Annotated in this window: 28 protein-coding genes; 15 read left to right on the forward strand and 13 right to left on the reverse strand. The window is 55.0% G+C overall.

What is annotated here, in order from left to right; all coding sequences use genetic code 11:
* The first annotated feature begins 180 nt into the window (after window positions 1–180).
* The gene (locus MIM_RS06560; protein ID WP_025371963.1) at window positions 181–1026 is read left to right on the forward strand and encodes a mechanosensitive ion channel family protein; all 846 of its coding nucleotides are present in this window, start codon (window positions 181–183) and stop codon (window positions 1024–1026) included.
* Window positions 1027–1133: 107 nt separating this feature from the next.
* Here MIM_RS06560 and MIM_RS06565 read toward each other — a convergent pair whose 3' ends face one another.
* Window positions 1134–2030, reverse strand: a complete 897-nt coding sequence (locus MIM_RS06565; protein WP_025371964.1) for an RNA methyltransferase — start codon at window positions 2028–2030, stop codon at window positions 1134–1136.
* A 111-nt stretch (window positions 2031–2141) separates the two neighbouring features.
* On the opposite strand from MIM_RS06565, the gene MIM_RS06570 reads away from it, so the two are divergent.
* Both MIM_RS06570 and MIM_RS06575 read left to right on the forward strand, forming a co-directional pair.
* A complete protein-coding gene (locus MIM_RS06570; RefSeq protein WP_025371965.1) occupies window positions 2142–2936 on the forward strand; it encodes an inositol monophosphatase family protein in 795 nt (264 codons plus the stop codon).
* Between the two features lie 28 nt (window positions 2937–2964).
* Window positions 2965–3819 (forward strand): undecaprenyl-diphosphate phosphatase, encoded by an 855-nt coding sequence (locus MIM_RS06575; protein WP_042070049.1) that lies wholly within the window; start codon window positions 2965–2967, stop codon window positions 3817–3819.
* A gap of 151 nt (window positions 3820–3970) precedes the next feature.
* Here MIM_RS06575 and MIM_RS06580 read toward each other — a convergent pair whose 3' ends face one another.
* Together MIM_RS06580 and MIM_RS06585 are read right to left on the reverse strand one after the other, a co-directional pair.
* Window positions 3971–4837 carry a MaoC/PaaZ C-terminal domain-containing protein gene (locus MIM_RS06580; RefSeq protein ID WP_025371967.1) on the reverse strand — a complete coding sequence of 289 codons (867 nt, stop codon included), beginning with the start codon at window positions 4835–4837 and terminating at the stop codon, window positions 3971–3973.
* Between the two features lie 17 nt (window positions 4838–4854).
* A complete protein-coding gene (locus MIM_RS06585; protein WP_025371968.1) occupies window positions 4855–5769 on the reverse strand; it encodes an SDR family NAD(P)-dependent oxidoreductase in 915 nt (304 codons plus the stop codon).
* A gap of 154 nt (window positions 5770–5923) precedes the next feature.
* On the opposite strand from MIM_RS06585, the gene MIM_RS06590 reads away from it, so the two are divergent.
* Both MIM_RS06590 and MIM_RS06595 read left to right on the forward strand, forming a co-directional pair.
* Window positions 5924–6832 carry a LysR family transcriptional regulator gene (locus MIM_RS06590; RefSeq protein WP_025371969.1) on the forward strand — a complete coding sequence of 303 codons (909 nt, stop codon included), beginning with the start codon at window positions 5924–5926 and terminating at the stop codon, window positions 6830–6832.
* A gap of 624 nt (window positions 6833–7456) precedes the next feature.
* Entirely contained in the window at window positions 7457–8443 is a 987-nt protein-coding gene (locus MIM_RS06595) for a Bug family tripartite tricarboxylate transporter substrate binding protein (protein WP_407638151.1), read from the forward strand.
* 110 nt (window positions 8444–8553) lie between these two features.
* Here the strand turns inward: MIM_RS06595 and MIM_RS06600 are convergent, their stop codons facing one another.
* The 6 genes from MIM_RS06600 to MIM_RS06625 form a co-directional block, all read right to left on the reverse strand.
* A complete protein-coding gene (locus tag MIM_RS06600) occupies window positions 8554–9528 on the reverse strand; it encodes a Bug family tripartite tricarboxylate transporter substrate binding protein (protein ID WP_052342285.1) in 975 nt (324 codons plus the stop codon).
* A gap of 78 nt (window positions 9529–9606) precedes the next feature.
* Window positions 9607–10590 (reverse strand): Bug family tripartite tricarboxylate transporter substrate binding protein, encoded by a 984-nt coding sequence (locus tag MIM_RS06605; protein ID WP_025371972.1) that lies wholly within the window; start codon window positions 10588–10590, stop codon window positions 9607–9609.
* 239 nt (window positions 10591–10829) lie between these two features.
* Entirely contained in the window at window positions 10830–11528 is a 699-nt protein-coding gene (locus MIM_RS06610) for a 3-oxoacid CoA-transferase subunit B (RefSeq protein WP_025371973.1), read from the reverse strand.
* Entirely contained in the window at window positions 11521–12195 is a 675-nt protein-coding gene (locus MIM_RS06615) for a 3-oxoacid CoA-transferase subunit A (RefSeq protein WP_025371974.1), read from the reverse strand. Before MIM_RS06615 ends, MIM_RS06610 begins: the two co-directional genes overlap by 8 nt.
* Before the next feature lie 92 nt (window positions 12196–12287).
* Window positions 12288–13460, reverse strand: coding sequence for a thiolase (locus tag MIM_RS06620; protein ID WP_025371975.1), 1173 nt, complete (start codon window positions 13458–13460; stop codon window positions 12288–12290).
* Window positions 13457–13855, reverse strand: coding sequence for a Zn-ribbon domain-containing OB-fold protein (locus tag MIM_RS06625; protein ID WP_025371976.1), 399 nt, complete (start codon window positions 13853–13855; stop codon window positions 13457–13459). The genes MIM_RS06620 and MIM_RS06625 overlap by 4 nt, the downstream gene beginning before the upstream one ends.
* A 316-nt stretch (window positions 13856–14171) precedes the next feature.
* Between MIM_RS06625 and paaG the strand changes: the two genes are divergently transcribed.
* Complete coding sequence (gene paaG / locus MIM_RS06630) at window positions 14172–14972, forward strand: 2-(1,2-epoxy-1,2-dihydrophenyl)acetyl-CoA isomerase PaaG (RefSeq protein WP_025371977.1); 801 nt, start codon at window positions 14172–14174, stop codon at window positions 14970–14972.
* 15 nt (window positions 14973–14987) lie between these two features.
* Here paaG and MIM_RS06635 read toward each other — a convergent pair whose 3' ends face one another.
* From MIM_RS06635 to MIM_RS06645, 3 genes are all read right to left on the reverse strand, one after another.
* A complete protein-coding gene (locus tag MIM_RS06635) occupies window positions 14988–15791 on the reverse strand; it encodes a UDP-2,3-diacylglucosamine diphosphatase (RefSeq protein WP_025371978.1) in 804 nt (267 codons plus the stop codon).
* Window positions 15778–16287, reverse strand: a complete 510-nt coding sequence (locus tag MIM_RS06640; protein ID WP_025371979.1) for a peptidylprolyl isomerase — start codon at window positions 16285–16287, stop codon at window positions 15778–15780. Before MIM_RS06640 ends, MIM_RS06635 begins: the two co-directional genes overlap by 14 nt.
* A gap of 122 nt (window positions 16288–16409) precedes the next feature.
* A complete protein-coding gene (locus tag MIM_RS06645) occupies window positions 16410–17123 on the reverse strand; it encodes a tetratricopeptide repeat protein (protein WP_025371980.1) in 714 nt (237 codons plus the stop codon).
* A gap of 184 nt (window positions 17124–17307) precedes the next feature.
* On the opposite strand from MIM_RS06645, the gene cysS reads away from it, so the two are divergent.
* The 8 genes from cysS to MIM_RS06690 all read left to right on the forward strand — a co-directional run bounded on the left by cysS (window position 17308) and on the right by MIM_RS06690 (window position 24843).
* A complete protein-coding gene (cysS, locus tag MIM_RS06650) occupies window positions 17308–18768 on the forward strand; it encodes a cysteine--tRNA ligase (protein ID WP_245592827.1) in 1461 nt (486 codons plus the stop codon).
* Window positions 18769–18779: 11 nt separating this feature from the next.
* The gene (locus MIM_RS06655) at window positions 18780–19403 is read left to right on the forward strand and encodes a DNA-3-methyladenine glycosylase family protein (RefSeq protein ID WP_042070053.1); all 624 of its coding nucleotides are present in this window, start codon (window positions 18780–18782) and stop codon (window positions 19401–19403) included.
* Between the two features lie 46 nt (window positions 19404–19449).
* Window positions 19450–20409 carry an acetyl-CoA carboxylase carboxyltransferase subunit alpha gene (locus MIM_RS06660; protein ID WP_025371982.1) on the forward strand — a complete coding sequence of 320 codons (960 nt, stop codon included), beginning with the start codon at window positions 19450–19452 and terminating at the stop codon, window positions 20407–20409.
* 7 nt (window positions 20410–20416) lie between these two features.
* A complete protein-coding gene (gene tilS, locus MIM_RS06665; RefSeq protein WP_042070056.1) occupies window positions 20417–21436 on the forward strand; it encodes a tRNA lysidine(34) synthetase TilS in 1020 nt (339 codons plus the stop codon).
* A 221-nt stretch (window positions 21437–21657) separates the two neighbouring features.
* Window positions 21658–21987 (forward strand): PepSY domain-containing protein, encoded by a 330-nt coding sequence (locus tag MIM_RS06675; RefSeq protein WP_025371984.1) that lies wholly within the window; start codon window positions 21658–21660, stop codon window positions 21985–21987.
* A gap of 400 nt (window positions 21988–22387) precedes the next feature.
* A complete protein-coding gene (gene sorA, locus MIM_RS06680) occupies window positions 22388–23626 on the forward strand; it encodes a SorA family sulfite dehydrogenase catalytic subunit (RefSeq protein ID WP_025371985.1) in 1239 nt (412 codons plus the stop codon).
* A gap of 11 nt (window positions 23627–23637) precedes the next feature.
* Complete coding sequence (locus MIM_RS06685) at window positions 23638–24048, forward strand: hypothetical protein (protein ID WP_025371986.1); 411 nt, start codon at window positions 23638–23640, stop codon at window positions 24046–24048.
* A gap of 105 nt (window positions 24049–24153) precedes the next feature.
* A complete protein-coding gene (locus MIM_RS06690) occupies window positions 24154–24843 on the forward strand; it encodes a glutathione S-transferase (RefSeq protein WP_025371987.1) in 690 nt (229 codons plus the stop codon).
* Here MIM_RS06690 and MIM_RS06695 read toward each other — a convergent pair.
* Window positions 24800–25696 carry a LysR substrate-binding domain-containing protein gene (locus MIM_RS06695; protein WP_025371988.1) on the reverse strand — a complete coding sequence of 299 codons (897 nt, stop codon included), beginning with the start codon at window positions 25694–25696 and terminating at the stop codon, window positions 24800–24802. The two genes, MIM_RS06690 and MIM_RS06695, sit on opposite strands and share 44 nt — an antisense overlap.
* 125 nt (window positions 25697–25821) lie before the next feature.
* On the opposite strand from MIM_RS06695, the gene MIM_RS06700 reads away from it, so the two are divergent.
* A complete protein-coding gene (locus MIM_RS06700; protein WP_025371989.1) occupies window positions 25822–26661 on the forward strand; it encodes a class II aldolase/adducin family protein in 840 nt (279 codons plus the stop codon).
* Window positions 26662–26734: the final 73 nt, after the last annotated feature.

The raw sequence follows: 26734 nt of genomic DNA on the forward strand, positions 1-26734 counted from the left end.
AAAACGTTGCTGTCGGCAAATAGGGTGTGGGAAACTGGCGTCGCTTTGCTGCACTGAAGTATATTCCGTCATTATGACACGTTAAAATCCCGACATAAGGAATGCCCGCTATCGCAGTGGGTCTGTCCGGTGATGCTATCGGGCTTACGCTTTTCTTTAGTCGCAAAATCAGCAAGAGAGATGAAAATGGATATTCAGCAAATTGAAAGCTTTTGGCCGTTTCTGCAGCGGTTTGCGGTGGACCTGGTGGTCGCTTTTATCATTCTGGGCATTGGCTGGACCGTTTCCCGGTGGCTGGGCAATATGGTGCAGCGCCTGAGCGCTCGCTCAGAAAAAATTGATCCCACGATCATCCCCATGTTTCGCACGGTCGTCATCTGGAGTGTACGAATCTTTACCATCATTGCCGTGCTGTCGCAGTTTGGCGTTCAGACGGCCAGTCTGATTGCCGTACTGGGTGCTGCCGGCCTGGCCATTGGCCTGGCTTTGCAGGGCACGCTGCAAAATATTGCAGCCGGCATCATGCTGCTGGGCTTGCGGCCCCTGCGCGTGGGCGAGAGCGTGACCGTGGCCGGGAGTATTTCAGGTACCGTCGACGAAGTCGGGTTGTTCTTAACCCGGATCATGCAGGCCGACGGCGTGCAGGTGACGGTTCCCAATAGTACGGTCTGGAACGGCACGATCGTCAATCTGAGTCGTAACTATAATCGCCGTATGGATGTTCCCGCCTATATCAGCTATGGAGATGACGTCAACCGCGCGATCGAGGTACTGCTCAAATTGATCGACGAACAGTCAGGTGCCCTGAAAATGCCGGCGCCCTCTGTCTTTGTTGGTGATCGCAAGGAGGGTACCATCACCCTCACATTGCGCGTTTGGGCCGGTGTCGACAATTTCACCACTGTGCAGAATGACCTGAATCGCCAGGTGCAGTCGCGCCTGAAAGAACAAGGGTTTGAATGTCCGGGGCCGCTACGGGTGGCGGTGCAGGCAGTGGATACCGGCAGGCAGGCGGGTGATAAATAGTCTTTACCGGGCCGGCGCGGGCGTTCTCACCCGTAATGCCTGAGGGGAGGGCTGAGGGGAGGGCTGACCCTGTTTTTACGGCCCGGGGCAGCGGCAGAGCTGGTCACTCAGGGGCGATAGACGGTTTTCAGAATATTGGTACACACACCGCGCATCATATCCACTTCTTCCTGGGTCATGTGGATGCGCGTGAACATATAGCGCATGCGAGGCATCAGCTTTTTCGGATGATTGGGGTTGAGAAAGTCAATCCCGATCAGCGCGCTTTCCCAGTGATTGATAAACGCTTCCACCTTTTCGGCGGGGGCATAGTCGCGCCCGGAGACATCTGGATAGTGAGAGGCGGGCGCCACAGGCCACAGGTCGGGGCGGCTGGCCGATACCTCGGGCAAGGTGGGAACAGAATGGTCGGGCTGAATGGGCGCCTGGGCTGGGGTTGATGTTGAGAGCGCAGTGGCGGCGGGAGCGACGCCATGACGTACCGGTGCGGGCGCCTGCATGGCGTAGTTCAGTTCCCACGCCGCCAGCAGCAGCGCCTGCGAGACATTCAGGGAACTGTAAGAAGGATTGGCAGGAATATGACAGATGCGATGGCAGCGGCTGATGTCGTCATTGTCCAGCCCGGTTCTTTCGGTCCCCAATACAATGGCAACGCGGGTATCGGCATGATTGTTCAGGTGTGTGCGGGATAGTTGCGCTGTCTGGCGAATGTCCAGCGATGGCGGGCCCATGTCGCGGCTACGGGCCGTGAGGGCAAAGGCCAGGGTAATGCCGGTCAGGGCAGTATCCAGGTCTGGTGCGATCTGCGCTGCTGCCAGGATATCGGTGGCCCCGCTGGCCAGCGCCAGGGCTTCCTCGTGGGCCAGGATGCCGCTATCTTTCGGGCTGACCAGAACCAGATCGCCAAATCCCATGTTTTTGATTGCTCTTGCGGCAGAACCCACATTGCCAGGGTGGGTGGGCGACACCATGATAAAGCGGACCCGGGTATGTAGCGGTGACATAAAATTCCTTCGGACAGCATGAATATGGACAGAAATGATTGGATTTGCAGAAGTCTGCTTTATTGTCCATTAAAATGCGTATTTTACTACTCAACCGAAGTCTGGAAAGCTATGCACCCCATGCTCACCATCGCCGTACGTGCTGCCCGCCGTGCCGGCGCCATTATCAATCGTGGCAGTCTCGATCTGGATAAAGTCCAGATTGCTCGTAAAGGCCCCAACGATTATGTTACCGAAATTGATCGGAACGCAGAACAGGCAGTGATCGAGGTGTTACGCGACGCATACCCGGACCACGCTTTTCTGGGCGAGGAATCCGGCCATATCCCTGGACCGAAGGATAAGGAAAACGAAGTACCGGAATACCAATGGGTTATTGACCCGCTGGACGGCACCACCAATTTTGTACACGGTTTCCCCAATTACGCCGTATCCATTGCCCTGTTGCACAAGGGCGTGGTTACGCAGGCCGTTGTTTATGATCCGGCCCGCAATGAAATGTTTACTGCGACCCGTGGGGGTGGCGCTTTTCTGAACGACCGCCGGGTGCGGGTCGGCAGCCGGACGCGTTTCTCCGATGCGCTGATCGCCGGCCGTTTCCCCTCGGTTTCCGGCTCCACCCGTACCGGCGCCGAGCGCTTTTACGGGCTGGTTGACGATTGTTCCGGTTTTCGCCGCCTTGGCGCAACCGTACTGGAGCTGGCATATGTGGCCACCGGCCGTTTTGATGGCTACTGCGGCGTGCATCTGAAACCCTGGGATGTGGCGGCCGGCAGCCTGCTGATTCTGGAAGCCGGCGGGCTTATTGCCGACTTCGACGGTGAGCAGACCTGGCAGCAAACCGGCAATGTGCTGGCAGCCAGTCCCAAAATCTTCACCCAAATGCTCATTTCGCTGAAGCAGTAAGTTATTGTCCGTTTCGGAGCCCGTCATTATGGATCAAGTGTGGTATTTGTTTAAAGCCGTCGTTCTGGGCGTTGTCGAAGGGATAACCGAATTTCTGCCGATTTCCAGCACTGCCCATCTGCTGATTCTGGGAGACTGGATCGGTTTTGATTCAGGGCAGTTCAAGGTGTATGAAATCGTGATCCAGCTGGGCTCCATTCTTGCGGTGATGTGGTTGTATCGGCAGCGCCTGCGTGAGGTTATCGTGGGTACGTTTACCGGGAATCGGACCGAGCAGCGATTTACCATGAACCTGATCATTGCCTTTTTGCCCGCAGCGGTGATTGGCCTGTTGCTGATTAACCAGATCAATCAACTGCTGGATGGCAAGTTCATGGTGTATGCGTTTACCCTCGTGCTGGGCGGCATCATTATGCTGTGGGTGGAGCGACGTCCCTCAATGGCCAAACACACCACTTTGCAGGAACATGAGCTGGCGCACCAGACAAGAAACCTGGAAGATATCACCTGGAAGCAGGCACTGGTGGTGGGGTTTGCCCAATGTCTGGCCATGATACCGGGTACCTCGCGTTCCGGTGCAACCATTATTTCCGGTATGATGGCCGGCATTCATCGCAAGACAGCCACCGAGTTTTCTTTCTTCCTGGCCATGCCGACGATGATCGCTGCCACGTGCCTGAGCTTATACAAGCACGGCGGTGAACTCAGTCAAAGCAATCTGCTGGCCGTGGTGCTGGGCTTTATTGCCGCCTATGTGAGTGCGCTGGTTGTTGTACGTGCCCTGATGCGTTTCCTGTCCAATGCCTCTTATCGTCCCTTTGGCTGGTACCGTATCGTTTTTGGTATTATCGTTGCGCTTTGGGCCTGGAATCAGGTTGCCTAGTTTACGATCGAACGTATCTGAAAAATGCCGGCATTGTCCGGCATTTTTTATTGCTCGGTTGGCAACATTGCCAGGGCCCGTAGTGTTGTATGATGCTGCTTCTGGCCTGTGCGAGCCATGTCATGGCATTGCGAGCTAAGGCCATCGCACGTTAAGCCGTAGCACGCAGGGCAGCATAGCCGTTACTCAGCACAATCACATTGCGCTCCTGCACGCTGGCCTGAAAGTGGATCTGGTCCGCTCCTTCGTACCAGATGTTGCAAACCAGTGTTTCACCAGGGTACACCGGCGCTGAAAAACGGGCATCGAAACGATACAGTAAAGCCGGGTCGTTATCGCAGCATGCCTGTATCACCGCTCTTGCTGCGTGACCGTAGGTGCAAAGGCCATGCAGAATGGGCCGCTCAAACCCGGCGGCAGTGGCGGTATGCGGATCGATGTGCAGCGGATTCGGATCGGCATTCAGGCGATAGAGAATGGCGGCATTGGGCGCGACCGGGATGCTGCGCTGATAATCGGGCGCACGTTGCGGGGCGCCGGGCAGGGCGGGCAAGGCGGCATCGCCCTGACCAAAGCCGCCGTCCGCGCGGCAAAATGTGGTCTGCTGGATGGTAGCCACCAGCGTATTGTCGGCATCGTACATATTGCGTTCAGCAACGACCAGTGCGCCTTTGTCGGCGCCTTTGTCTATCACATGTGAAATATGTGTTTTGCCGGTCAGGGTACCTTCGGCAGCCAGTGGCTGATGCCAGGTACTGCGTTGCTCGCCGTGCACCAGCTTGACCCAGTTGATGCCGGTAGCAGGGTCCTGCATCCAGAAGCCCGGGTAGCAGAGAATGCTGCTCATCGTTGGAAACGCACGCAGCTGCTTTTCATAGACAAATTGCAGTTGTGATGGATCCAGCGGGTCGGCACCCAGTCCGATACCCAGCGCATACAGAATGCTGTCGTGCTGAGTATAGGTGTGGCGAGTATCGGCAAAATGCCAGTTTTTGATCCGTTGGTAATCCAGTGGCATGCGTTTGTTCCTTAACGTTAGATGGGGTCCCAGTTGATCACGTCGGGCGAGCGCTCCAGTTTATGGAACTGCCCCTGCATGGCCGGAATAGCGATCTGGGCAATCAGCTCCGGCGTCCAGCCATCTGACATGTGCACAGATCGGACCGGTCGCGGCTGGCTGAACAGGAGAATTTCATTGGCCCGTACCCCGAAAATCTGCCCGGTTACCTCGGCGGCGGCATCGCTGCCCAGATAGACGGCCATGGGCGCTATCTTATGCGTTTCCATTTTTTGCAGTTTCTCTACCCGCGCTTTCTCTTCAGGTGTTTCGGCAGGAATCGAACTGGTCATGCGGCTCCAGGCAAACGGCGCAATGCAATTGGACCTTACGTTGTAGCGCGCCATGTCAAGTGCAATCGACTTGGATAGCGCGGCGATGCCCAGCTTGGCTGCGGAGTAGTTGGACTGACCAAAATTGCCGATCAATCCGGAGGTCGATGTCATGTGCACGTAAGCGCCCGATTCCTGTTCGCGGAAATAGGGGGCTGCTGCACGACTGACAAAAAATGAGCCATGCAGGTGTACATCAATGACCTGACGCCATTCCTCTTCATTCATTTTATGAAACAGGCGGTCACGCAAATTGCCGGCGTTATTGACCACAATATCAATACGTCCGAAGTGATCGATGGCGGTTTGTACAATCTGATTCGCTGATTCATAGCCGGCAACACTGGCGGTGCTGGGTACTGCGGTACCACCTGCGGCGATGATTTCATCCACCACGGCATGTGCGGGGCCATCAGTTCCTCCCTGACCACTTAACGATACCCCAATATCGTTCACGACCACTTTTGCGCCCGCCCTGGCATAGGCAATGGCAATGTCCCGCCCGATACCGCCACCGGCACCGGTAACAACCACGACTTTTCCTGCTGCAATCGAGCCCATCGGCTTCTCCTGTGAATTTTACTCATCGGCCCGCCGGCACGGCCGGTCGATCCGTTTAGGGATTACTATCTATTGCTGTTGGATTTCATGATAGGCCATAATGGCCGACTGCATTGTTCGTATTTCTCAACCACCCCCTTCGTGTAAGCTTAAGATGCGCTATGACCTGACCGATCTCAAACTGTTTATCAATATTGGTGAAGTCTCCAATCTGACCCGGGCGGCAGAACGCACGTTTCTGTCATTGCCAGCGGCCAGTGCCCGGATCAAAAATCTGGAAGACTCGCTCAAGGTTCGTCTGCTGATTCGCCAGGTCACGGGGGTGAGTGTTACACCGGCCGGCGAAGTATTTCTGAAATACGCCAAGGAGGTGTTTGCACAACTGGAATGCATGCATGCCGAGTTGCAGCCGTTTTCCACGGGCATTAAGGGCAGGCTGCGCATCATGGCCAATACCGCGGCAACGCACTCATTCATGTCCGAAGCGCTATCGACTTTTCTGGCCGAAAATCCCGATATTGATATTGAACTGGAAGAAAAACTTTCCAAGGATATCGTCTCTGCCATTCGTGGCGGATCGGTGGATATTGGCATTGTTTCCAGCAACGTGAACCTGGACGGCCTGGACGCAATTCCACTGTTTCGCGATCAGTTGGTGGCAGTCACTCATTTGTCGCATCCACTGAAAGACCTGAACGAAATTTCATTTGAAAACCTGATCGACCGGTATCAGTTTATCGGCATCAATCCTGAAAGCGCGATTCAGGCGTTTCTGGATGATAAGGCTTACAAGCTGGGTAAGCGCCTGCACCAGCGTGTACACGTGGGCAGTTTTGAAGCGGTGTGCCGGATGGTGGATGCCGGTATCGGGTTGGCTATCGTCCCGATAGAATGCGCGCGGGCTTACAGCAGGGCGCCGCGTTTGCATATCCTTAAACTCACCGATGAATGGGCCGATCGCGAACGCAATGTTTGCCGTCTGGCCGGGCGTGATTTGCCTGCGTATGCAGAAAAGTTCATCGGCCATCTGCTGGAGGTATCGCAGCGCATGCATGAGCGCTAAGGCAGGGCAGCAGGATGGTTGACGATGAGTTGATCCGGCAATAGCGGCAGGATAACAAGATGATACAAAAATCAGCGATTAGCGGTGCTGATTTTTGATTTGCCTCATTTGGTTTTGTTATGGGCGCTCCTATAGTAAACGCAATGGGCTGACAAGCAGCCCATGCGGACCCGGACGAGCGGGGGGTACTGATAAGGAGATTGCGATGTCGCGAATCGCTTAACTACTTATCCTGATTAGCATGATGTTGTTGCTACCAGCTCCAGCCTACTAATTGGGAGACCGGTGGCGTGACCGCTACGCCGGTTTCAGGCCAAAATCTACTAAAGTTCTCCGATGTTGTTAATTTCAGAAAGGGAGATCCCAAATAACATAGAGCAACATCAGGCATCGCTATCAGTTGTGAAAAAAAAGAAAACACCACAGACACACTTTTTACGCAAACCCTCTCCTTACGTACTACCCGAAAGACAAACCCCGTCGAGTTAGGCAGCGCCGAGGGACGCCTTCGCGTATAAAAAACAGCGCATAACGCTTCTCGCGGCATAATAGAATGCTGAACTACCTACAAGAACATCATGTCATTACGAACGTGATAATAAGGAGACTGTTTTGAAAACCCTGATGATGCAACGCAGAAAACTGCTCACATCCGCGCTTTACGGCGCTGTTGCTGCATATGGCCTGCGACCGGCCATGGCTTTCGCTGCGCAATGGCCGGCAAAGGCGGTGAATTTTATTGTTCCTTTTGCGCCGGGTGGGCCGGTGGACACAGCGGCCCGCATTGTAACTAACGGCATGTCGCAGCAATGGCAGCAAACGGCAGTGATTGAAAATCGTGCGGGTGCCGGTGGCATATTGGGGGCCAGGCTATCGGCTCAGGCTAAACCGGACGGATACAATTACTTTTTTGCCGCCATTCACCACGCCATATTACCCAGCCTGAATCAATCCCTGGAATACGATATTCAAAAGGACTTTGTACCGGTTGGCATGGTGGCCCGCTTTCCGATCATATTGGTCGCTCATCCGTCGCTGAAGGTTAAGTCGGTCAAGGAGCTGATTGCGCTGGCAAAGGCCCAGCCTGGTAAAATTGCCTATAGCTCCTCGGGAACGGGCGGCGGCACGCATCTGGCAGGCGCCCTGTTTGCCAGTATGGCTCGTATTGAACTGCAGCATGTACCTTATAAGGGAAGTGCGCCAGCAGTTCAGGATTTGGTGGGCGGACAGGTGCAGTTGATGTTTGCCGACGCCACGTCCGCATTACCATTCATCAAGTCCGGCAAAGTGATTCCGCTGGGCGTCGGCAATCCCCAGCGTTCCGAGCTGGCGCCGGACGTACCGCCCATTGCTGATGAAGGCCTGCCTGGTTATGAGGCGTATTCCTGGAGTGGCCTGTTTGCACCTGTAGGGACGCCGGCCGACGTAGTAAAGCAGTTCAATCAAGACCTCAATGTGCAGTTGAAAGACAAGGATGTCATTGCAAAAATGCATGGCAGCGGTTCAGAGGCCATGCCCATGACGCCGGACGCTTTCGGTACATTTCTGAGTGACGAAATTGCCAAGTGGCACAAAACCATTACCGAGGCCAACATTACCATTCAGGGCTGAGGTAGCACGTATCGTGCCGCGCCGCGCATCAGACAGTAAGCGATAGGTAGCGAAAGGAGGTATCGCGGACTGCCTGATGGCTTCACCAGCGCGCCCGAAGCGCGCCGGTTTTACTTCGCTGCCTGTATGCCTGCTTTCGCAGTCACTTCTTCCCACAGGCGATATTCATTGTCGATTCGTGATTTCAATTGCGTGCCGCTGCGCAGTGAAACGGTGTAGCCGGCTTGTTCCATTTGCTTGCGGTACTCGGGTAACGCAGATACCGCCCGCAGGGCTTCTTCAATCTTCACTGCGGTGGTATCCGGCAGTTTTGCCGGCCCGACAACCCCATACCAGCCGGTAACATCATAGTCGGCAATGCCTGCTTCAGACATGGATGGTACGTCGGGTAACGCGCGATTGCGTTCTTTGGAGGTAACGGCCAGTGCGCGTACTTTGCCGCTGTGAATGTAATTGATTGCCGTGCCGGTGATGTCAAACATCATTGAGATTTTTCCGCCAATGACATCTATCATGGCCGGCGCATTGCCGCGATAGGGGACGTGCAGCATTTGCGTGCCGGTGCGCTGCCTGAGCAGCTCGGCAGACAGCTGGTTGGAGGACCCCACGCCTGCCGAACCAAAGGACAGGGTGCCTGGATTGGCTTTGGCGTAGGCAATGAGTTCACTGATATTTTTTATCGGCAGCTTGTTATTGACGACCAGTACGTTAGTGTATTCGACCAGATTGCCCAGGTACCTGAAATCCCGATCCTTGTCGATCTGAATGCCTTTCTGGATATGGGGCGTGATGGTCAGCGTCGGGCTGGCCAGGAAATACAGTACGCTGCCATCGGCCGGGGCCCGCGCTACACTTTCGGCTGCGATGATGCCGCTGGCACCGGTTTTGTTTTCGATCACAACAGGCTGCCCGATCTGATCTCCGAAATATTTGGCAAATTGCCGGGCAGCAGTGTCTACCGGTCCGCCAGCCGCATAGCCAACCACCAGTTTGACGGGCTTGTCAGGCCAGTGAGTATTAGCCCAGACCAGGGCAGGGGCGAGTAGCAACAACAACGCAGGGAAACGCAGATAAGGTGTAGACATGATATCTCCATCGGTCAGTTCGGGATAGGCAGGCCCGGAAGTGTTGAGCCTGCCGTCATGCACAGCTGCAGCCAGGTGTTATTCAATGCGAGCGCCGGACTGGTCGACCGCCGTTTTCCATTTTTTGATTTCAGTTGTAATGAGATCTGTAAATTGCTTAGGTGTGGAGCCCTCTATTTCGTAGCCGTATTGGGTGAGTTGCTGTTTGACCGCAGGCGTTTGTGCTGCATCATTGAACGCCTTGTTCAATTGCATGACGACATCTTCAGGGGTGCCAGCCGGTGCCAGGATGCCGTACCAGCCATTGACAGCAAAGCCGGGTACACCGGATTCTGTCACCGTAGGCACATCGGGCAGAACAGCGGAACGTTTTGTGCCCGTAACGGCAAGGCCTTTGAGTTTGCCCGCCTTCACATGGGGCAGGGAAGTGGAAATGCTGTCGAACATCAGCGACACTTCACCCGAGAGCATGGCCACGACCGCTGGCCCGCTGCCTTTGTAGGGCACATGGATCATTTTGGTGTTGGTGGCGCTTTTGAACAGTTCTGCCGCCAGATGACTGGTGTTGCCGTTGCCGGCAGAAGCAAACGTGAGTTTGTCCGGATTCGCTTTGGCGTAGTCGATCAGTTCCTGTATGGTGTTGACTGGAGTCTGTCTGGCGGCGGCAACAAGCATCGGCAGGGTCGCCAGCACCGATACGGGCGCAAAGTCCTTTTCAGTATCGTAGGGTAGCGATTTATACATGCTTGGGTTGATGGCGTGCGCGGCCAGTACCATCAGTACGGTATAGCCGTCTGGTTTGGCGCGTGCCAGTTGTGCTGTGGCGATGGTGCCACCCGCACCGGGACGGTATTCAAGCACGACAGGCTGGTTGATGGTTTTCTGCATCTGCGCAGCAATCGGCCGGGCCAGCATATCGGCGCTGCCACCGGGCGGATACGGAATTAGCAGGGTAATGGGTTTGTCTGGAAAGGCATAGGCGCTTGTGCTGAGCGCCAGCCCAACTGCCAGTCCGGTTGCCCGCAGCATCAGATGCCGCAGTCTATTGAATGTTGTCTTCATTGATGTCTCCTTGGATTTTATGTCGCTCCTGACGGGCGGCAATTGATGTTATTTTGTGGTGTGGTGCAGCAGTTTTTTCAATTACATTTGTTAATTACATTTGTCATGGCTGCCTGCAGGGCGCTTGTCGTCACGAACCGCAAGTGAATACACGCTATTTTCAACTAAGGGCAGGCAAGGGTTCGGGTTCCTCCTGGCGCTTGCGTGCCACCCGATCCATTGCATCGCCTGCCTGCTTTTCAGTCCAGATAGGGTTGCCCTGCGCTGTCTGTTCGGATGGTCTGGCACGGGCCGTCCATATGCAGGGTGGCCTCACTCAGACCCTGCAACTGTTGCTGTGTCAGCCCCTGCACCATGGCGCGGATGATAAAGCGGCCTGCGCATACCTGAATAATGGCCAGGTCGGTGTACACATAATCAACCACACCGGCACCGGTCAGCGGATAGGTGCAATGATGCAGCAGTTTGGCCTCGCCGGTTTTGGTGGTGTGCTCCATCATGACCAGTACCTGCTTTGCACCTACGGCCAGATCCATCGCACCGCCGATCGCGGCAATCGCGTCGGGGGCGTCGGTAATCCAGTTGGCCAGGTCGCCGTTTTCGGCCACCTGAAAGCCGCCCAGGATCGAGTAGTCCAGATGTCCGCCACGCATCATGGCAAATGAATTGGTATGTTCGGTAATCGAGGCCCCCTGCAGCAGGACGATGGGTTTGCGGCTGGCGTTGATAATATCGGTATCTATTTCATCATTGATCGCGCTGCGTCCCATGCCCAGAATGCCGTTTTCGCTGTGCAGGATAATCTCCCGGTCCGGCGGCAGGTAGTCCGCAACAGACGTAGGCATGCCTATACCAAGATTGACATAGGCGCCATCGGGCAGGCTATTGGCGACCAGCCTGGCAATCTGTTCCCGGTTAAGGCGGATATGTTCAGTCATGCTGTGCTCCTGCAAGTACGATATCTTTCACAAATATGCCCGGTGTCATCACATGTTCGGGATGAATGCTGCCCAGTTCTACGACTTTATCAACTTGTGCGATGGTATGTCTGGCGGCGGTACACATGACGGGGTTGAAGTTTCTGGCGGCCCAGCGATAGGTCAGATTGCCCCAGCGATCTCCCAGATGCGCCCGTACCAGCGCAAAATCAGCGTGCAGGGGCTCCTCCAGTACGTAACCAATACCATTGACCACGCGTACTTCTTTGTTCTCCGATACGCGTGTGCCGTAGCCGGTAGGCGTAAAAAACGGTCCCAGCCCCGCGCCGGCGGCACGCATTCTTTCGGCCAGGGTGCCTTGCGGAGTGCACTCGAGCTCTATCTGGCCGGCACGAAACGCCTGTGCGAACACATCCGATTGCGGGGGGCGGGGATGAGAGCAGATAATTTTTCTGACCTGGCCATTTTTGATCAGACCGGCAATACCCACGTCGCGTGTGCCCGCGTTATTGCTGATGAGGGTTAAATTGCGGGTGCCCATTCTGGCAAGACTGGCCAGCATTTCAAATGGAATACCCGCGTCGCCAAAGCCACCCACCATAATGGATGCTCCCTCGGGGATCTGGCTCAGTGCCGCTTCGTGTGTGTCTAGAATTTTGTTTATCATCTTGTTCCAATGCAGGGTGGGTTGCCCTGCTATCGTGGTGGGACTTCGTGGTGTTGATGGTTTGTGTGGCGGTGTCGGCAGGAACGCAATGGTTAAAGTGTTGCGTCGGTCCCCAGTATCGCGGTCGATTGGCTCGAGAGCGTGCCGCCGTTGCCATGTACGACGGCCAACTGGGCATTGGCAACCTGGCGAGCCTCGCCTTGGCCACGCAGTTGCCTGACCGCTTCGATCAGAATAAATATCCCATACATGCCCGGGTGCACGCAGGAGAGGCCGCCGCCATTGGTGTTGACAGGCAAGTGTCCTCCCGGGGCGATGCCGCCCTTGCTGACAAAGTCTCCACCTTCACCCTTGCGGCAAAAGCCCAGGTCTTCCAGAAACAGAATGGTGTTGATGGTGAATGCGTCATATACTTCGGCAACATCAATGTCCGCAGGCTTGACGCCGGCCATTTCAAATGCAATGGTTCCGGACTGTTTTGCTGCGGTCACGGTCAGGTCATCCATTGACGAAATCTGGCGATTCCATACGGCCGTAGCGTTGCCCAGCACGTAAACGGGTTTGTGCCTGAGCGTTTTGGCCCGGTCCGCGCGCACCAGGACATAGGCGCCGGCACCATCACTCACCAGACAACAGTCGCGCACGGTCAGCGGATCCGATACCATGCGTGCCGATAACACCTGATCAATTGTGAGTGGATCGCGCATGCTGGCTTCCGGGTTCAGTTGCGCCCACCGGCGGGCAGCAACGGCCACTTCGGCCAGATGTTCGCGCGTCGTGCCGTATTGATGCATATGCCGGGCCGCCGCCAATGCATAAGAGCTCAGCGGGCTTAGCGGCTGATACGGGTTTTCATATGGCTGTGGGTCCATGACCTTGCGCATGTTGCCGATAGCGGCCCGGTTCACCGTGGAGCTGCGTTGGGTGCTGCCATAGCAGACCAGCACGGCATTGCACTGACCGCAAGCCAGTGCCTGCATGGCCGGCATCAGGTGTGCTACAAAGCTGGACCCCCCCACCATCGTGTTGTCAATAAAGGTCGGTTTGATACCCAGATGTTCAATCACGGGCATTACCCACATGGTAGAGGAGACGCTGGCGGTGGCAATCCCATCGATATCCTGCATGGTCAGGCCGGCATCGCGCACGGCACGCGTGGCCGCCTGAACCAGAATTTCCATTTCCGTATATCCCTCGGCCAGACCCAGTCCGGCATGTCCAACGCCGACAATCGCGGTCGCACCGCGCAGTTTTGCATCGATCATGCCTGCTCTCCTGTTGGCACAAAAACCAGCAGGGTGCTGTCATCTGTCTGTTTGATCCGGGCGCTGACCGCCAGGCCTATTGTTACCTTTTCAGGGGCGATTTGCTCCACCCGGCTCATCATGCGGGGACCTTCGGCCAGGTCGATCAGCGCGACGTTATAGTCGCCACCTTTTTCAGGCTTGTTGCGCACGATCGTGGTGGAGTACACCGTGCCTTTGCCGGAAGGCTCGTACCATTGCAGGTCGTCGCCGCCGCAATGAGGGCAGATCATGCGCGGGTAGAAGATGCTGTTGTTGCACTGGCCGCAGCGCTGAATGGTAAACACGCCGGCCTGCAGCTGGCTGTGAAAGTACTTGTCTGCGCCGGTATCCAGCGTCTGATTGCTCACGGTCATGGGCGATTCCTGTATCGAAAAATGGCAGATGTCGTACAGTATTGATTCCGGGTGTCCGCTTGGCAATTTGTTTTTCCCGAAGGATCACTTCAGACACACTTAACTCCTGTTTTCCCGCAAGCACCACCAGGCTCAATATGAGCCGAACGGGGCCTTCCGGAATACAGAATTGCCGTTCCCGGTGATTTGTAGTGAGATAGAGCCCATGGCGCTGGTTTGCCAGTGACGGATGGTCAGATTGGTTATGATGATGCGTTAATTGAAACCGCCAGGCGGACTTGCGGCGGTGTTGTGGAATTTTTGGGGGAGTGCGGTTGTGGAAAAAAAAGACTATGAGACGATTGTGTTTGACTACCGTGATTGCGTGGGATACATCACGCTCAACAGGCCGGACAAACTAAACAGCTTTACCGCGCAGATGCATAGCGAGCTGCGCGAGGTGCTGGATTTTCTTGAGTCACGGGCAGATTTACGCGGGGTCATCCTGACCGGGGCCGGCAGAGGGTTTTGCGCCGGGCAGGATCTGGGCGAGCGTCAGCCACTGGAGCCGGGGCAGTTTCGTGACCTGGGTGAGGCACTGGAGAAAAACTACAAACCGCTGGTCCTGAGGATGCGCGCCTTGCCTGCGCCGATTATCTGTTTTGTCAATGGTGTGGCCGCTGGTGCAGGCATGAGCCTGGCGCTGGCTTGTGATCTGGTATTTGCGGTCAAATCAGCCAAATTTATTCAGGCCTTTGCCAAAATCAGTCTGGTACCAGACGCTGGCTCTACCCATTTTCTGCCACGTCTGATCGGTACGCAGCGCGCCATGGGTGCAGCCATGCTGGCAGAACCCGTCTCTGCCGAACAGGCCGAGCAATGGGGCATGATCTGGAAGTGTATTGAGGACGACCAGTTGCAGTCACACATGCAAACCGTGCATACACAACTGGTTAGCGGTGCGACACGTGCGCTGGCCGCCACCAAGCACGCTCTCTATGCAAGTGCCGATAACAGTCTGCCCGAACAGCTCGAACTGGAAATTGAACTGCAGCGCGAAATGGGCATGAGCGAAGACTATCGGGAAGGCAGCAGGGCGTTCAGGGAAAAGCGCAAGCCGTTGTTTCAGGGGCGTTAGACCTCGTTAGACCCATTAAACGGTTTGATCATTCGTACGAACCGGCGCAGCAAAGTCATGCATGCTCACACCGGCAGCGCTGATCGATAGATAGCCGCCGCGAAAAGGCGGGTGATCCCATTCCCAGTCAGGCAATACCCAGCGACACCGCTGCGTGCCCTGATCTTCGAACTGATGGCATTTGGGTTTGTGCGTATGGCCATGCACCATGTGAATCAACGCCGGATGCCTGCGAAAAACGTCTGATATCGCTTCGTGGGCAACATCCATCAGGTACATGGGTTTTGTACCATGCGCATGCATGCTGGTTTTGCGGGCGCGGCGGGCGATCGCGCGTCGTACTCGCAGCGGCAGGGCCAGAAACAGCCGTTTTACGTGGGGATGGTGCGACACTTTACGAAAGCGCTGGAACGGTACGTCGTGGGTGCACAGCTCGTCGCCGTGGCTGATATGGATGGGGCCGGCATCGGTGTGGAACAGGGTGGAATCGGGCATCAGCGTGGCGCCGAGCAGGCCCGCCAGGTCTGATCCCATCAGAAAATCACGATTGCCATGACCGATGAATAGCGGGATTTTTCTCGCGGTGTCGGATAAATGCCCAATGGCTTCCTGCAACCAGGGTTCGGGATTGTGGACGGCAGCATCGTCGCCGATCCAGGCATCAAAAATGTCGCCGGCCAGTATGAGCGCGTTGGCGTGAGCAGCTGCCTCTGCCAGAAAGGCATAGAAAACGCGGCAGGTTTCGGGAACCTGCCGCGCCAGATGAATATCCGAGGCAACCCAGACTGTTCCGGGCAGCGTAAAATCAGTTGCCGACAACGCTGGCTTTTTCAATAATGACGGGTTCTACCGGCACATCTTGATGGAAACCACGGTTACCGGTTTTAACGCCTTCGATTTTATCGACAACGTCCTGACCTTCAACAACTTTACCGAATACGGCATAGCCCCAACCCTGTGCGGTTGGTGCTGTGAAGTTCAGGAAATCGTTGTCTTTGGCATTGATGAAAAACTGGGCTGTAGCCGATTGCGGGTCGTTGGTGCGCGCCATGGCAATGGTGTACTTGTCGTTTTTCAGGCCGTTATCGGCTTCATTTTTGATCGGTGCTTCGGTTGATTTTTGTTTCATGTCAACGTCAAAACCACCACCCTGAATCATGAAGCCTTTGATCACGCGGTGAAAAATCAGGTTGTCGAAGAAACCATTATTGACGTATTTCAGAAAGTTTTCTGTGGTAACCGGTGCTTTTTCAGCATTCAGTTCCAGAACGATGTCGCCCTGATTGGTTTGCAGTTTGACCTGTGGTTGACTCATGGAGGTTTCCTTTTTAGTTGAAGAATTTGCGGCATAGGCCGTTTGTAGCGCGGCAACCGACAACACGGCCCCTAGCGCGAAGCCGGCGATACGGCGTGAGAATGCGAATGGTGATATCACGTTTATTTCCCTTCGATGATGCGTCCGACCGCCTGCGCCTGGGCTGCCGCCCCGGGGATGCCGTTGCGGGAAGCATCGGCAAACGCTTTCTGCGACAGCATCAATTGCACCATACCCATGTTGCGCAATGCAACCCCATAACGTGGATTGATTGACAGGGCCGTTTTGAGTGCCTCGTAAGCCGGGTCGGTGAGACCCGCCTGAAGATAGAGCGCCGCCATATTGTTCCATGGTTCGGCCAGTTCCGGATAGCTGGAGGTCATGCTGCGATAAACCTCCAGTGCCTGCGGCCTGCGATCAAGCGCCGCCAGCGCGCGTCCTTTCAGAAACAGCAATTGAACATCGGTTGCCGGCGCGATAATGCGGTCATTGGCATTCTGGCGCTGTTCAATTTCCTTTAGTGCCTTGGCTGCCTGGCCCTGCGTGATCATGGTACTCAGGCGGCTGGCGGCACCCGATGCCGTTTCCGGGATGGATGTGTCAACCGAGGGCTCCAGCTTTTTCAGCACATTTGCCAGCCCCTGCCAGCCGGGCTCGCGTGCATTGGCGCTGTTGTCCTGAGAGTACATTGGGGAAGGGATGCCATTATCCTGGCGGGCTGATGGTGTCGAGCCGGCCTGATACGGAGTTGTCGCCTGCTGGGCCACTGCCTGCAGCGCTGGCAACAGGCACAGGGAGTACACTAACAGCGAACGGTGAATAACATTAAGTTTCACAGCGCTTATCCAGAAAATCGTGAAAGAAAACCTTCAAGTATATGCTGCCCGTGGTGAGGACTTGCTATACTTACTCCTTCGTATTTTAGCCTTAGTTGAGCGTGCGGCGTCTAAACCCTAAGCCGCCGCTGTTTTTTTCTTTGCTGCATCGGTCAATCCCGACCGTTGGCACGTCTGGTTTTTTATGTCCGCCATGCAAATTTTCAATACCCTTTCCCGCGCCAAAGCGCCTTTTGTTACGGTAGAGCCCGGTAAAGTGCGGATGTACGTTTGCGGTATGACGGTCTATGATTTCTGTCATCTGGGGCATGCCCGGATGCTGGTGAGTTTCGATGTGGTCCAGCGCTGGCTGCGCCAAAGCGGCTATCAGGTAGATTACGTGCGCAATATCACCGATATTGACGACAAAATCATCCATAAGGCCGTGTCGCTGAATCAGCCTTTACACGCGGTTACGTCTTTTTATACCGACGCCATGCATGCCGATGAGCGCGCGCTGAGCGTACAGCCCCCCGACCGGGAACCGCGCGCCACCATGCACATACCCGGTATGCTGCAAATTATCAAGGACTTGAAGGACAAGGACCTGGCTTACCAGACGCCCGACGGGGATGTGAACTATGCGGTACGCAGTTTTCCCGGTTACGGTAAGCTCTCTGGCAAAGTGCTGGATGATCTGCGGGCGGGCAACCGGGTCGCCGTCTCTGACGGTAAGCGCGATCCTTTCGATTTTGTTTTGTGGAAACAGGCCAAAGCCAACGAGCCCGAAGACTCGATCTGGGATTCTCCTTTCGGGCGTGGTCGTCCTGGCTGGCATATCGAATGTTCGGCCATGAGCCGGGAACTGCTTGGGCAGCCTCTGGATATTCATGGCGGCGGGCCGGACCTGAAATTCCCGCATCATGAGAACGAAATTGCGCAGTCCGAAGGTGCCTACGGTGGCACGCTGGCCAATTGGTGGATGCATTGCGGCCCGCTGATGGTGGATGACGAAAAAATGTCCAAATCCCTGGGCAATTTCCGGACGATTCGTGATACGGTCAGCACCGATCCCGATAGCGCATCGGCCGAGTACCAGGTTAATCCGCGGGAGGCGGAAATGTTGCGGTTTTTTGTGGTGCGTAATCATTACCGCAGCCCGCAGAATTTTACGCCCGACAACCTGTACAATGCACAGGCTGCGCTGGATCGTATCTACCAGACCTTCAATAATACCGGCGTAACCAGCGCCGGAGCCATTGACTGGTCACTGGATTTTGAACAGGCGTTCAAAGCCGCCATGGACGATGATTTCAACACTGCCGTGGCCATCGCTGTCCTGTTCGACATGGTTACCGAAGCTAACCGGACCAACAGTGCTGCACTCAGCGGCCGGATCCGTGCGCTGGGTGGGGTATTGGGGCTGCTGCAACAGGAGCCGCAACAATATCTGCAGTCACCAACGCGCTATATCAAGCGTGACGGCCAGTCTGTTGCCGCAGCAGCCTTGAGCGAGTCCGATATCGAAGCACTGATCGAGCAGCGTCGTCAGGCCAAGCAGGATCGTGATTTTGGCAAGGCCGATCAGATTCGCGCGCTGCTGAAGGAGCAGGGCGTGGAACTAGAGGATAAACCAGGTGGCCTGACGCAATGGCGTCGTGCCTGATAGGGGAAGACATGTCATCTGCAGCACCTGCGCCGGTAAAGCCCGAATACTGGGACGAGGCCGTTAGCTTTCTGATCAAGAAAGATCGCATTCTTCGTAAAATCATCCCGGCCAATCCCGATTTATGGCTGGCGACCAACAAAACGGCTTTTGTCACTTTGGCAAGGGCCATTATCGGCCAGCAGATTTCGACCAAAACGGCCGATCTGCACTGGAAAAATTTCAAGCAGCTTTGTGGTCATCGGCCTACACCTGCCACCGTTCTTGAATACAATGGGGCGCAATGGCGGGAAGCGGGATTGTCCAAACGAAAAACCGAATATATTCTGGATTTGGCGAATCATTTCAACGAGCGTAAAGTAAATCCGCTGAAATGGTCTAAAATGGACGACGAAGATATCATTACCGAACTATGTGCAATTCGGGGCATCAGCCGCTGGACGGCAGAAATGTTCCTGATTTTTAATTTGCACAGACCAGATATTCTGCCAATCGATGATCCGAACTTGCTCAAGGCAATTTCGGCGCACTATTTTAGCGGTGAACCTGTATCGCGATACGAAGTACGCGAAGTAGCGCAATCGTGGCAACCGTGGCGCACAGTGGCGACATGGTACTTATGGCGCAGCCTGTAAGGGCGCAGCCGGGTACGCGTGAAAAACCATTCATGACAAGATAACTATGAAATTTACTTTTTTAGAATTTGAAGGACCTATTGCAGAGCTCGAACAGAAGATCGAGCAGCTGCGTCATGTTTCCTCTGATTCGGCAGTCGATATTTCCGAAGAAATTACCAAACTGCAGCAAAAAAGCGAGACGCTGACCAACAATATCTATTCCAAACTGACGCCGTGGCAAACGGCACTGGTTGCCAGGCATCCTCAAAGACCGTATACCATGGACTATGTTCGTGAAATCTTTACCGATTTTCATGAACTGCATGGCGATCGCATGTATGAAGACGATCTGTCCATTGTGGGTGGTCTGGCCCGGTTTTCAGGTGAAGCCTGCATGGTGATCGGCCACCAGAAAGGGCGAGACACCAAAGAGCGCGCCCGGCGCAATTTTGGTATGCCGCGTCCCGAAGGCTACCGTAAGGCATTGCGCCTGATGCGACTGGCGGAGAAATTTCAGTTGCCGGTCTTCACTTTTGTGGATACACCAGGCGCATACCCCGGCATTGGCGCTGAAGAACGTGGTCAATCTGAAGCCATCGGGCATAATCTGTATGCCATGGCGGAACTGCGTGTACCGATTATTTCCACCATTATTGGCGAAGGCGGCTCTGGTGGTGCGCTTGCCATCGCGGTGGGTGATGTGGTGCAGATGCTGCAGTACTCTACCTATGGCGTTATTTCTCCTGAAGGCTGTGCCTCTATTCTTTGGCGTAGTGCCGACAAGGCGCCCGTCGCGGCCGAGGCACTGGGTATTACTGCGCCGCGGCTGCTCGAGCTGGGTCTGATCGATAAAGTCGTACCCGAGCCAATCGGCGGGGCACAACGGGACGCCGTGAGCATGGCCAAAACCCTGAAGCGTGCGCTGTCCGAAGCGCTGCGTCAGGTTTCGGGCATGGACGTTGATGAGCTTCTGGACAAAAGGCTGGAGCGGCTCATGTCTTACGGTCGTGTCCAGGATAAATAATTCTTTCATGCCGCAGGCGGACGGGCTACAGGACACCGCGCTTCTGGGGCCCCTGCAGGCAACGCTTGGCGCTATAAACGCCCCTGATCTTGCCATTGGCGTAAGTGGCGGCGCTGATTCTGCCATGCTGCTGGTGGCAGCGTCGCAGATTGCCGCAGCACAAAAAAAAACCATTCACGCCGTTCACGTACACCACGGGCTGGTTGCCACGGCCGACGCCTGGGCGCTGCATACTGCAAAGCTGGCCCAACAGCTTGGTGTTGCCTTTCACTTTCTGCCGGTAAAGGTGCCATCTGACACAGGCAAGGGCATTGAGGCAGCAGCTCGGCTGGCGCGCTATAGCGCATTTGAGCACTGGTCTGTTAATCACGATTGTCATCATTTGCTGCTGGCGCATCATCGCGACGATCAGGCCGAAACCATGCTGCTGCGTTTGTTGCGTGGTGCCGGGGTGCAGGGCATGGCCGGGATGGCTTCCTATGCCCGGCGTGGTTCCCTGCACTTATACCGTCCCTGGCTCGATGTGGGGCGGGAGCGGATTCTGCAGGCGGCCGCCTGCTATGAAGCACAGGCTGGCTGGAGCCCTGTGCAGGACCCGACCAATCGCGATGAGAAATATACCCGCGCCGCAGTACGCACCATGCTCACCCCCGTACTGAATAAGCGCTGGCCCCAATGGCAGGGAAATCTGCTGCGCCACGCACGCGTGATGGCGGAAAGTACATTATTGCTGCAAGACCTGGGTGATATGGATTTGCAGCAATGCCAGCTCACGGAAGATGGCCTTGGTTTTTCTCTGGCCCGCTGGCGCGCATTGCCACAACATCGCCAGGCCAATGTGCTGCGCCAGTGGTTGCGGCGTCTGCAGATTGCCATGCCCACAGAAGCGCGACTGAATCAGTGGTTGCTGCAGTTGCGGCAGGTCCATGCCCTTGGACACGATCGTAATATTCTGCTGAAACATCAGGGTTGTCATATCGTATGCCGACGCGGCCAGGTGCAGGTGCTGCTGGACGACGCCCGCTGATTCGTTCCTGCTGTTGCGTTTACCTGTTTGTTGCCATAGACCCGGGTAATCAGACTGCAATGTGTTTCGATCGGAAGTCAGATGTGTCAGCGCTTTTCAAACTGAAAAAGCCGTTTTTTTTGTGATTATATTGATTCGGAACGCGGCCTTTTGCCGTGTCTGCAGAAGTATCAGTCTGTACTTTCTGCCCGATTCCTGAAATGTATTCATAAGGTGATGTCATGAAAAAAATACTTACCGCTGGCATGATCAGTCTGCTGATGGCCGTGGTGCCTGCGACCGGTGCTCTGGCCTATCAGGGTGGATACCGCGCTGACGTTTCTCCTGCTCAGGCAATGCGTATCGCAGAAAGAGCGGTGGGGGGCGAGGCCTTTAAAGCTGAACCCGATCATTATCGGGGACGACGTGCCTATACCGTTGATGTGAGGAAAGCCAGACGGGTGGTGCAGGTTGATGTAGACGCACGCAACGGCAAAGTCCTGCATATTGAACGCGATGGTCGACGTGGGCCGGTGGCGCAACAACATCCGCGTTCTAACCATCATCGTTAAACCTGCTGCGTGTTTGCCGGCCTCTGGCGCATGGCAAGTTGCTCGCCGTTTTCTCACCGTCATCTGATTATTTCATCTGAAATGGCCGGTCTCCCTGGAGTGGCCGGCCTTTGTTGTAGAGACACAATCACAACTGTGTATCCAAGTGTGTGGTAACGACCTCTCTGCGTATTCGCTAAGTCACTGATTTTTCGTCGCTTACATGTATTTTGTACAATTCTGGTCTCCTCCCGGCCCGCCGACTGGCTCTATACCCATTAAATTACCTGTAGTAATATAAAAAGCATAAGAAAACATAATGCCTTGTCGCTGGCATGCCGGTCATTCCGGCCCACATGAAGTGACGAAACCTGGCGGCACTTTTTTTGTTGCGCGCCGGGAATACAAAAAAGGAAGAGACATGCAAGACTTTAGCCACTCTCATGGTGCGCGGCGGCGCTTTCTTAAATCTGCCGGCTACGCAGGTATCGGTTTATTGTCCGGCCTCGCGTTGCCTCAGGCATTCGGCGCGGGCAAGGATACGATTACTTTGCCTTTTGGCAATGGTGAGCGGGTTCTTGAAGCTTTTCCCGGCAAGCGCCCGCTTATCGTTCTGACGAATCGTCCGCCACAGCTGGAGACGCCCTTTTCTGTTTTCAACGACGGCCTGGTTACGCCGAATGATGCTTTTTTTGTGCGTTATCACTGGAGTGGTATTCCTAACGAAGTGGACCTGAAGGATTTTCGACTGAAGGTACACGGCTCGGTCAGCAAGCCACTGGACCTGACGCTGGAGCAGTTAAAGAAACTGCCTGTTAAGGAAATCACTGCCGTGCATCAATGCTCCGGCAACAGTCGCGGTTTTTTTGAACCGCGCATCAACGGCGGACAATTGGGGCATGGCGCGATGGGCAATGCCAAATGGAAAGGCGTTGCCCTGAAAGATGTTCTTGAGCTTGCCGGAGTTGGTGCATCTGCGAAACAGGTCGCTTTTAACGGACTGGATCATCCGCCCGTTCCCGACGGTCCGGATTTTATCAAGGCGCTGGATATTGATCATGGTATGGATGGAGAGGTTATGCTGGCATGGTCCATGAATGATGAAGATCTGCCGCTGCTGAATGGTTATCCATTGCGTCTGGTGGTGCCAGGCCATTACGGTACATATTGGGTCAAGCACCTGAACGACATCCAGGTGATGGATGATGTCTTTGACGGCTTCTGGATGAGTAAGGCCTATCGCATTCCGGATAACGATTGCCATTGCACGAAGCCCGGTGAAGTGCCCGCCAAAACCATCCCGATTGCAAGATTCTCGGTTCGTTCATTTATTACGAACGTGGCAGACGATGCCCGGATCACGGTTGGCAAGCCCCAGCCCTTGCGCGGTATTGCATTTGATGGCGGCTCAGGGATCAAAACGGTGCAGATCTCTACCGATGGTGGCAACAGCTGGTCGGATACGACACTGAGCGACGAAATCAGCAAGTATTCTTTTCGCGAATGGACCGGCGAGTTTACGCCTCGGCAACCTGGTGAGTTCAGGCTCATGGTACGGGCAACCAGTCAGAAGGGCGAAACCCAACCCATGCAGGCTAACTGGAATCCGTCAGGCTATCGCATGAACCGTATTGAACAGATTCGTGTGATCGCAGCTTAGGGAGCGGAACAATGAAATACGTATCTACACGCAAAAAAATGCTGCGCTGGGTTGTCTATGGCTGTAGCGTGTTGCCCATCGCGGCGTTCGGCGCCGGTGTCGAGTTCCCACAGGAAGCAGGTGGCTACAAGCCAAGCGATTTACCAGGTTACAAGATCGCCAGTGGCCTGTGCCTGATGTGTCACTCGTCTCAGTATGTTTCGTCGCAGCCGCCACAGTCGTCGCCAAAATACTGGAGTGCCACTATCCACAAAATGAAAGACGTTTATAAGGCGCCGTTGCAGGACGATATGATTCCTGCTGTGGTGGAATATTTAAGTGTTGAATATGGCGGTCAGGACCGTGCAGCGGCTCATGCTGATTATGAAAAGGCCATGGCGGCGCTGAAGAAGCCGGCCTCCGATAAGACCAGTACAAAATAGCATCGGCAGGTTCTTTCGCAAGCGAATGTGGTAGAGTCAAAGGATGACTGCACTCATGAGTGAATCATGAGCGCGAGGCGGTCATCTTTTTTTTGCGATTCGTTTATGTCTTATCCGGTTCTCTATTCCTTTCGGCGGTGCCCTTACGCGATGCGCGCACGGTTGGCCATCGCGGCCAGTGCGCAGACCTGCCAATTGCGTGAAATCGTTTTACGCAATAAACCTGCTGCCATGCTGGCGGCTTCTCCGAAGGGAACCGTACCTGTCCTGATTCTGCCCGATGGGCAGGTGATTGAGCAAAGTCTCGACATCATGCTGTGGGCGTTACGCCGGAATGATCCCCAAGCCTGGCTGGCACCGACGGGCAGTTCGCTGGCCAGCATGCTGACGCTGATCGAGGCATGTGAGACTCATTTCAAATGTCATCTTGATCGCTACAAGTATCCGCAGCGCTTCGATCTTGAAGATGGCTTGCAGCACCGTGAGCTGGCGGCGGAATGGCTCATGACTCTGGAACAGATCCTGAGTTGTACACCGTATCTGTCGGGCACGCATTGCGCGCTTGCCGATATGGCGATCATACCGTTCGTGAGGCAGTTTGCGCATACTGATTTTGCGTGGTTTGAGATGCAGGCCTGGCCACACGTATTGCGCTGGCTTGAGAACTGGAAGCAGTCTGATCTCTTTGCACGCGTAATGAACAAATATGCGCCATGGGAAGAGGGGCAGGCGGCGGTGATGTTTCCGCCTCCTATGCAGGTTGCGCATCGGCAACCTGGTACAGCCATTCCCTGAATAGACGAATTTTGGGTACCTGACTTTCATCGGCGCGCCAGGATACCGTGTGGGTGACAACGTTCATTTCCTTAAAGACGCCTTTTCCCAGTTCGATCAGATCGCCGCGGGCCAGCTCGCGTTCGGCCAGTCGCGTGCTTTCCAGTGCCACGCCCATGCCGTCAGTGGCTGCCGAAAGCGACATCGCGGCTCGATCAAATGACGGTCGCGGCCTTGCAGGTAAACGAAGATTGTTTAAAGTGAACCAGCTGGCCCAGTTTACATTATTCAGTTGTGAATCGATCAGAAGCAGTTTTTTTATCAATGCGACGGCATCAACGCCTGGTTCAAGCAGCGAGGGCGAACATAAGGGCACATTTCTTTCGGTGCCCAGCGGCTCGTTCACAATGCCAGAGCAATCGGTGATCGTGCCATAACAAATCGACATATCCAGCTCGCGCATGCGTAGCAGATCTACCTGTCCTGATCCTGTTGTGAGGCGTATCGTAATGTCCGGATGCGCCTTCATGAACTCGGGTAACTTGGGGCCGAGCCATTTAACGGCCAGGCTCGGAGCGCAATAGAGCGCCAGCACTTGCGCCTTGGGTGCAAGCGAGACTTCGGCGCAGGCAGCTTCGATCACATCAAATATTCTTGAAAGACTTTCCAGAAATCGCTGACCTTCGAGCGTGAGCTCAACGCGCCGGTTGCGCCGGATAAACAGTGCGCAACCGAAATAGTCTTCAAGCTTGCGCACCTGATGGCTGATGGCCGATTGGGTCAAATGCAATTCTTCTGCGGCCAGCGTGAAGCTTTTCAGGCGCGCTGCCGACTCAAAGGCCCGTAGCAACGTGAAGTGCGGGATGTTTCTCATATTTTTCATTATCCATGAATCACATTCATGATTCCATGAAGAACTATCGTTTGTCAAGGATACGATCGCATGGGACGATGAGGGCGTTCCAAGTTCATCAATCAGGTATTAACAGGAGAAAACGCATGGCAGCAGTACTTGAAAAAACGGGGATCGTGCTTGATGACGGTCGTGTATCTATTTACCAGCCCGAACAAAAGAATCTGATATTCCCGGAACTTCCGCAATTTACCAACGTAGCGGCGCACCGCCAGCATTTGAAGGAACGACTGGTCGCCGCATGTCGCGCATTTGCCCTGCAGGGATACGACTATGGGTTCGCCGGACACCTGACCATCCGGGACCCGGAGCACCCCGGACTGTACTGGACCAATCCGATGGCCATTCACTTTTCACAGGTGAAGGTATCAAACCTGATTCTTGCTGATCACACCGGAAAGGTCGTTGAAGGCCGGCATGCGATTAACCGGGCAGGGTTTGTTTTGCACGCTGCTGTACATGAACAGCATCAGGATATTGTGGCCATGTGCCATGCACATACGGTGTACGGAACCGCATTTGCCGCTTTGGGAAAACCGCTGGCGCCGATCAGTCAGGACGCCGCTGCCTTTTATGAAGATCATGTGGTGATCGGCGACGAAGCCGGACAGGTTGCAGTGGAGGTAAAGGCGGGTCATAAAGTGGCGAATGCATTTGCGGGCGTGAAGGCCGCCATTCATCAGAATCACGGCCTGCTGACGGCGAGCCGGCACAGTATAGAGGCTGCTGCATTCTGGTTTATTGCTCTTGAACGTTGCTGTCAGCAACAACTGATGATTGACGCAACGGGAATGGCTCCGCGTCTGGTGACGCCGGAACGTGCACGTTACAGCCGTGAGCATGTGGGCAGTGAATATATCGGCTGGCTGCATTTCCAGACAATCTGGGATCAGTTGGTGGCCACACAGCCTGACATGTTTGATTAATGGTTGTAGGCAGCAGCATCTGGCCAGGCTTGCGTCTGGCGAGATGGGCCAGCCCGGAATGACAACCATCGGG

Origin of the sequence: Advenella mimigardefordensis DPN7 (assembly GCF_000521505.1) — a bacterium.
Lineage (GTDB): Bacteria > Pseudomonadota > Gammaproteobacteria > Burkholderiales > Burkholderiaceae_B > Advenella > Advenella mimigardefordensis.